A 6,188-nucleotide genomic window follows, 5' to 3' on the forward strand; every position below is an offset into this window, starting at 1 on the left:
ATCTGCGGAAGATGCGCCAGGACTTCAGGCGGGCGACGCCTCGTTCGACCGGTGCTCGTGCCGCTGACAGGGCCCGGTTGATCGTCCGCTGGGTCGCGGTGAGGTCCTGGTGCGGAAGACGTCTGATCGGCGTGGTCATCCATGAGCCGGCCCGATGTAGGCGCGGTCGGCGAGGACGGGTACGCCCTGGCGTTCGCAGATCCGGATGATGCGGTGGGTGCGTGCCGCGGTCAGGTCGTGGGTGCGGCCGGGCAGCGCGGGCGAATCCACAGCAGCTTGCCCGCAGGGTCGGCAACGACCTGCACGTTCACGCCGTAGCGGCGGTGCTTCTGGGAGAAGTCGGCCCGGCTGTCACCGACCCGGTCGCATTCGGCGAGCGTTCCGTCGAGCAGCACGTGATCGGGATCCGTTTCCCGCAGGACCCGCAGCAGCCCGGGCGCCCGGCGGGACAGATAGCTGACAACGGCGGCGACGTAGGCGTGGGCAGTGCCGACGGATATGCCGAAACCGGCGGCGATCTGCGCGAGCGTGTCGTGCCGGCGAAGGTACACCAGGCCGACGAGAGCACGCTGGTGCGGCGGGAGCTTGCAGCGGCGGTCACCCTCACGGGTGACGATGAGCATGGTTACCCACTCGACCAGGGCGTGCGGGAGGTCGAGTGCGGCACGATAGACACCTCAGGCGCTCAACACGTCAAGCTGCGGCGGCGAGTTCGACGGGGAAGGCGGTGTGCTCGTCGAAGAGCTTGCGGTGCTGAAGGCAGTGGTAGAGCTGGCCGAGCATGCGGTTGAAGAGGTTCCTCTGGGCGGCTGCGTGCCAGTCTCCGTGGCCGTCGCGGCGCCTGCGATAGTGGGTCTTGGCGCCTGGTGAGGCGGTGATCGCGGAGAAAGCCCAGAGGTAGCCGGCGTGGCTGAGGCGGTCGTTCTTCACCCACCGGCGGGTGATGCTCGACTTCTTGCCCGAGGCCCTGGTGATGGGGGAAGCCCCGGCGTATGCCTTCAGGCCCCGGGCATCGGCGAAGCGTTTTCGGTCGTCCCCGATCTCGGCGAGCACCCGGGCACCGAGCTGGATGCCGAGGCCGGGGAAGCTGAGGATGATCTCAGCGTCCGGATGCTGAGGGAAAGCTTCCTCCACCGCCTCGGCCAGATTGTCGGCCGCCGTGCAGGCGGCCTGGAGCTGGACCAGGAGCGCGAGCATCTGCTGGCCGAGCGCGCCCTCGACCAGCGGCGGCTGGTGGGCCCAGTCGGCGCGGAAGACTTCACGGAGCCGTTCGGCCTCGGCTTCGACGCCGCGTTTGCGACCGGCGCGCTTGAGTGCGGCCTGCAGCTGCGTGCGTGTCAGCCTTGCAGCCCGCGTCGGCGTCGGTGCCGCCTTGAGAAGTTCGTGCGTCTCCCGGCGGCACAGACCGTTCTTCCACGACTCGAAGGCGGCCAGGGCGGACGGATAATACTCGCGCAACAGGGAGCGGAGCTGGTTGGAGATCTGCTGCCGGTTCCACGTGGCGTCCTGCTGAGCTCTGGCGAGCACGGCGAGGGCGCGGGCCAGGTCGCTGTCCTGCGGCAGTGGCCGGTGGGCGTGCATGTCGGTGCGCAGGATGTTGGCCAGGACCAGGGCGTCTCCGGGGTCGGACTTCTTGCGGGAGACGCTGTGCCGGTCACGGTAGCGGGCGGCGGCCATCGGGTTGATCGCGAAGACCTGCCGCTTGCCCGTCCGTAGCACTGCGACGAGCAGGCCGCGGGAGGTCTCGATCGCGACCGGGACCGGGTTCTCCTCGGTGTCGCCGTATTCGGCGAGCAGGTCCAGGAGGATCTTGTAGCCGGCGGCGTCGTCGGTGATGTGCCGTTTGGCCAGTAACTGGCCGCTGTCGTCGACCAGGGCGACGTCGTGCGTGCGTTCCGCCCAGTCGATGCCGCAGTAGATCAAGTCATTCCCCTCCGTCGTACTGTTCTTGCTGGTCACGAGCTCATGAGGGCCACGCAGCGACCTAATCCCAGGACTCAGCCCTTCTGGCCGGTCCGCCACCTCAGTAGCCGTTCGTGGCACCAGCTCGTCCCACGGGCCTCGGTCTCTGCGGGAGCTCAAACGGCTCGGGCTTCACAAGAGGTCACCGTGGAGCGGGCTCGCACCGCCAACACCAACGAGTGATCAAGCGGAGGGTGTTGACGCCCGGCGGCGTTGGACGGCGTCGATCTTTCGGTAGGCCTCGCGTGCCGGGAGGGACGTCAAACGTCCGTCCAGCACCAGCGGGCGCCAACACCGGCTGGACGGTGACGGGTGCATGGGCGCCGGCACCGCCGATCTATCCTTGGGCATCGAGGCCGGGGAACCAATAGGCGTCCGTCCGACGCCCATGCAGCTGCCACCATGAGTACGAGGACCGCGCGCCGCTCTATGCGGAGGTCTCAGCAGACCCGGTTCGCCGCAGGCATCGCAGCCCTCCACTCGAGCATCCCCACAAACTTCCGCTCCATTGGGACGCCCTTATCTACGGATGAGGGAACCAACGAGGCTCCTGCGCTGATGAGTTGAGACGTCGAACACCTCTCTCAACGGCACAGGAGCCTCGTGCGTTGCGGGAGGCCGCCCCGTCACCCGACCGGTGGCCACTCTGAAAACGCTCACGGATCTCCGCATGCGGCGGAGATCCGGCGGACGTACGCTGGGCGTAGTGACCAGTCGGCGCATAGGTGGCGGGCGAGTTTTTAAACTGCCCGTCTCGCCGTTTCCCGTTTGCCTATCCGGGGGCACTCATGGCTAATACTCTTCAAAGAGTGCGATGCATATTGCGAATTATGGCCCCTGTGCCGGTTTGGAAAAGCCGTGACGCCGCAATCAAAAAAATTCTCCGAGTGAATCCGCAAGAATTGCGCATTCGCCGAGGTGATGGATTAATGCCTGATCGTTATATGTCGCCGCGTGCCGTAGGCGGATTGCTCAACTTGATGTCCGATCTCGACCTCATCACAGCGAACAGCAATGGAGAGATATCGGTTGACGCCCAGGCCGTAACTTTCCTCGGTCAACCAGATCCGAAAAGTTTCGACAAGCTTGTGCAGCTACGAGCAAAAACATGCTTCGAGCGCTCAGGAATAAGGATGGACCAGATACATCGTGCCATTGGCACGATCCGTCTACCGATGGTTCCAGATGCTAGGACCATTCATGCCAAGCTGACCTCAAAGCGGGACTCAGGGCCGCCAATGAGCCTTGATAAGTTTCGTCGACTGATCTATCTCTACGCCTGCACGGGGGGAATAGATCGTTTCATTCGCACCTACTACTATCGACCGGGAAACCGCCCATGAGTCGTGGCCAGACCTACTTCGGAGACAGGGACGCCTCCCTTACAGGCAGCAGCGACCTGGTTGCCCACCACGTTTTCCGTGGCATTCAGGACAGTATCAAATGGAACGACCGAGCCCATGGGATCGAAGTAGTCGTCGGCATGAAGGGCAGCGGCAAGACGGAGTTGCGCAGGTACCTGCAAGCTTGCACCGGCGCTAGCGTATACGTATTCAATTTGGATGACACTCATGCATACCTTGACTCAAACGTCTCCACGGTGAGGGGAAATTCCGGCCGGACGAAGAATGCTATTGCTACCGTGCTGCTTGCAGAGTTCGCACGGAGGATAAGTGAGTCAGGATCCTCACCGACACGCCAGGCGCTAAGGAGTGCCTTTGAAAGAACAAAATCGATCCTGCAAGGAATTCCCGGCGCGGTAGACATAAACGTCGCAGGGGTTGCCAACATTCGGCTGGGTGACCTTCTTAAGCGTGAGTCCCCTTCCGACGTCCTGCAGTCCACCCTAGACGATTTGATCACAGGCATTTCCAGTGCACTGAGTGATGAAGAGAAGGGTGCGATACTAATCGATGAGGTTGAGGTGGTATTCGATGGAATTTCCGAGAATCCGCTCTTCCTTGAGGGGGTTGTTAGGGCTGTTGTTGAGATCAACGCACGCGCAGAGGAAAAGATTCATGTCATCTTGTTCATTAAACAGGGCTTGTGGAAGTCTTGGTACGAAGATCAGAGAGAATATGACAGAGTCTCGGATCGACTCGGCTTCATCACATGGGATCACCCAGCACTGGTGGAGCTAATTGCAAAGAGAATTGCTCGTCTGCATGGCCTCCCTTGGGGCACCATGACCTCTGAGCAGCTCTGGGCCAAGGAGTTTACTTGGGACGGAGGCTTTGACAAGTTCACACGCTACTGCACACAGTACTGCGCAAGCGGCCCTCGCGACATGATCGCTCTGTGCAACTACGCGGCAGCCAAAACTCCAAGTGACGAGCGAATTAGTCTGCAGCATATCAATGCTTGCCTGGGCACTTACTCACAAGACAAGGTCAACGGGCTGAATGGTGACTTCGGAGAGACCTATCGCGGTATCAATAAATTCGTTGAGAAGGTATTCCGGGAATTTCCCGCAACCATGACCAGTCAGGACCTCGTTCGTCAAATCGAATCGCAAATTGCCTCTGGAATTCATGGAGAATTCTTGGATGCGCAGTGGTACATGGACGGAACGAAAGAGGATCTTGCCGGTATCGCGTACGAGGTGGGCGTCGTGGGATATCAGACACCTGAAAGGGGTGTCTACGCCATAGAAGATCCAGAGCTATCCGCCTCCGACCTCCTGGATAAGGAGTGGGTCTGCATACATCCCGCCTTTAGGCGGCACCTGCGTATAACTGGGTCGTAGGCTGCCATAGCACTGGCCTTATTGACCCGAAACGGTAGGTGCTCTGGGTCGTTGGCCCCTGCGTGAGCGAACTCGTGGGGGATGCACGGCAGTTGTCGCCGTCGGCGCAGGAGGCCCTTCGGCTGCGGACGGTGGCCGCACTGGTTGCAGGCCGGACTCGTGAGGATGTCGCGGCGGTCTTCCAGGTCTCGCTCGAGGCGGTGGACAACTGGTGGGCGAAGTGGCTGGCCGGCGGGCGCGAAGCGCTGGTGGCCCAGCCGCGTGGGCGCCGGGTCGGCGAGCATCAGGTTCTCGGTGCGGTCGAGCAGCAGGCGGTCCGGCAGGCGGTTCTGGATCACCGTCCCTGTGACCTGGGGCTGGTGGGGCAGCTGTGGACGCGGGCCGGGGTCGGGGATCTGATCGCGAAGTTGTACCGGGTGCGGCTGACCGAGCAGGGGGTGGGCAAGTATCTGCGCCGGTGGGGGCTGTCGTTCCAGCGCCCGGACAAGCGGGCCGTCGAGCAGGACGCGGAAGCGGTCCGCGTCTGGCGGGAGGAGACCTGGCCGACGATCCGGGCCAGGGCGAAGGCCGAGGGCGGGGAGGTGCTCTTCGCCGACCAGGTCGGCGTCCGTTCCGACCAGGTCACGGGACGCACCTGGGGCGCCAAAGGAAGTACCCCGGTCGTCCGCCGCACGGGCAACCGGTTCTCGGTCAACGCGATGTCCGCGATCAGCACCAAGGGCCGCATGCACTTCATGGTCTTCACCGAGACCTTCGACGCCGACGTCATGTGCCGCTTCCTGGACCGGCTCATAGGCCACTTCGACCGCAAGGTGCACCTCGTCCTGGACCGCCACTCCGCGCACCGCTCCCGCAAGGTCCGCGCATGGCTCGCCGATCCCCCGGACCGCATCGAGCTGCACTTCCTGCCGTCGTACTCGCCGGAGCTGAACCCAGACGAGCTGGTCAACGCCGACCTCAAACGGAGCCTGCCCATGCACAGCCGGGCCCGCGACCAGGCCCAACTCGCGGCCGAGACCCGCCGGTTCTTCCACCGCCGCCAACGGCAGCCACACATCGTCCGCGGCTACTTCGGCGGCCCACACGTCCGCTACACCCTCGAATAGAACCGATTGAGTTTCGGATCAATAACGGCCGCCGCGGTCCGATGCCCGCCCACCTGACCGCCCTCACGCTGCGTGTGATCAGCTACCGGGTCACCCGAACCGCCGCAGACGGCACCTTCCGCACCAGCACGGTCCGCCTGGTCACCACGCTGCTCGACCCGCACGAGCACCCGGCCGCCACATGGCCCACAGTTCCTGGGCGACCATTTCGGGGCTGTCGGAGCGCAGGGTCGCGGTGCGGCCGCCGCGTTGCTCGACCTTGATCGAGCGGTAGATCGTTTCGCTGGTCCAGCGACGTGCGTAGAGCTCGGCGAGTTCGGTGGCCGGGGCGGTGTCCGGGTGGAAGAGGGTGGTGATCAGGCAGAACAGTTCCG

Annotated in this window: 4 protein-coding genes and 2 pseudogenes; 3 read left to right on the forward strand and 3 right to left on the reverse strand. The window is 63.4% G+C overall.

Annotated features, from left to right (window positions below; all coding sequences use genetic code 11):
• Positions 1 to 623 (reverse strand): annotated as a pseudogene (locus HW837_RS47755) (transposase); the annotation flags it as partial.
• A gap of 70 nt (positions 624 to 693) precedes the next feature.
• Positions 694 to 1,923: an IS110 family RNA-guided transposase gene (locus HW837_RS47760; protein ID WP_193383051.1), complete on the reverse strand. Its 1,230-nt coding sequence runs from the start codon at positions 1,921 to 1,923 to the stop codon at positions 694 to 696.
• 869 nt (positions 1,924 to 2,792) lie between these two features.
• Here HW837_RS47760 and HW837_RS47765 point away from each other — a divergent pair.
• From HW837_RS47765 to HW837_RS47775, 3 genes are all read left to right on the forward strand, one after another.
• The gene (locus HW837_RS47765) at positions 2,793 to 3,305 is read left to right on the forward strand and encodes a hypothetical protein (RefSeq protein WP_193383049.1); all 513 of its coding nucleotides are present in this window, start codon (positions 2,793 to 2,795) and stop codon (positions 3,303 to 3,305) included.
• Positions 3,302 to 4,708: a P-loop ATPase, Sll1717 family gene (locus tag HW837_RS47770; protein WP_193383050.1), complete on the forward strand. Its 1,407-nt coding sequence runs from the start codon at positions 3,302 to 3,304 to the stop codon at positions 4,706 to 4,708. Before HW837_RS47765 ends, HW837_RS47770 begins: the two co-directional genes overlap by 4 nt.
• Positions 4,709 to 4,839: 131 nt before the next feature.
• Positions 4,840 to 5,814 carry an IS630 family transposase gene (locus HW837_RS47775; RefSeq protein ID WP_419583504.1) on the forward strand — a complete coding sequence of 325 codons (975 nt, stop codon included), beginning with the start codon at positions 4,840 to 4,842 and terminating at the stop codon, positions 5,812 to 5,814.
• A 141-nt stretch (positions 5,815 to 5,955) separates the two neighbouring features.
• Here the strand turns inward: HW837_RS47775 and HW837_RS47780 are convergent.
• Positions 5,956 to 6,188: pseudogene (locus HW837_RS47780) on the reverse strand (hypothetical protein); the annotation flags it as partial.

It is taken from the genome of Streptomyces caniscabiei (assembly GCF_014930365.1).
Classification (GTDB): Bacteria; Actinomycetota; Actinomycetes; order Streptomycetales; family Streptomycetaceae; genus Streptomyces; species Streptomyces caniscabiei.

What these genes read in the sequence shown, in the direction of transcription:
- HW837_RS47770 (WP_193383050.1), top strand. Translation starts at nt 3,302, where the DNA reads ATGAGTCGTGGCCAGACCTACTTCGGAGACAGGGACGCCTCCCTTACA.
- HW837_RS47765 (WP_193383049.1), top strand. Translation starts at nt 2,793, where the DNA reads ATGGCCCCTGTGCCGGTTTGGAAAAGCCGTGACGCCGCAATCAAAAAA.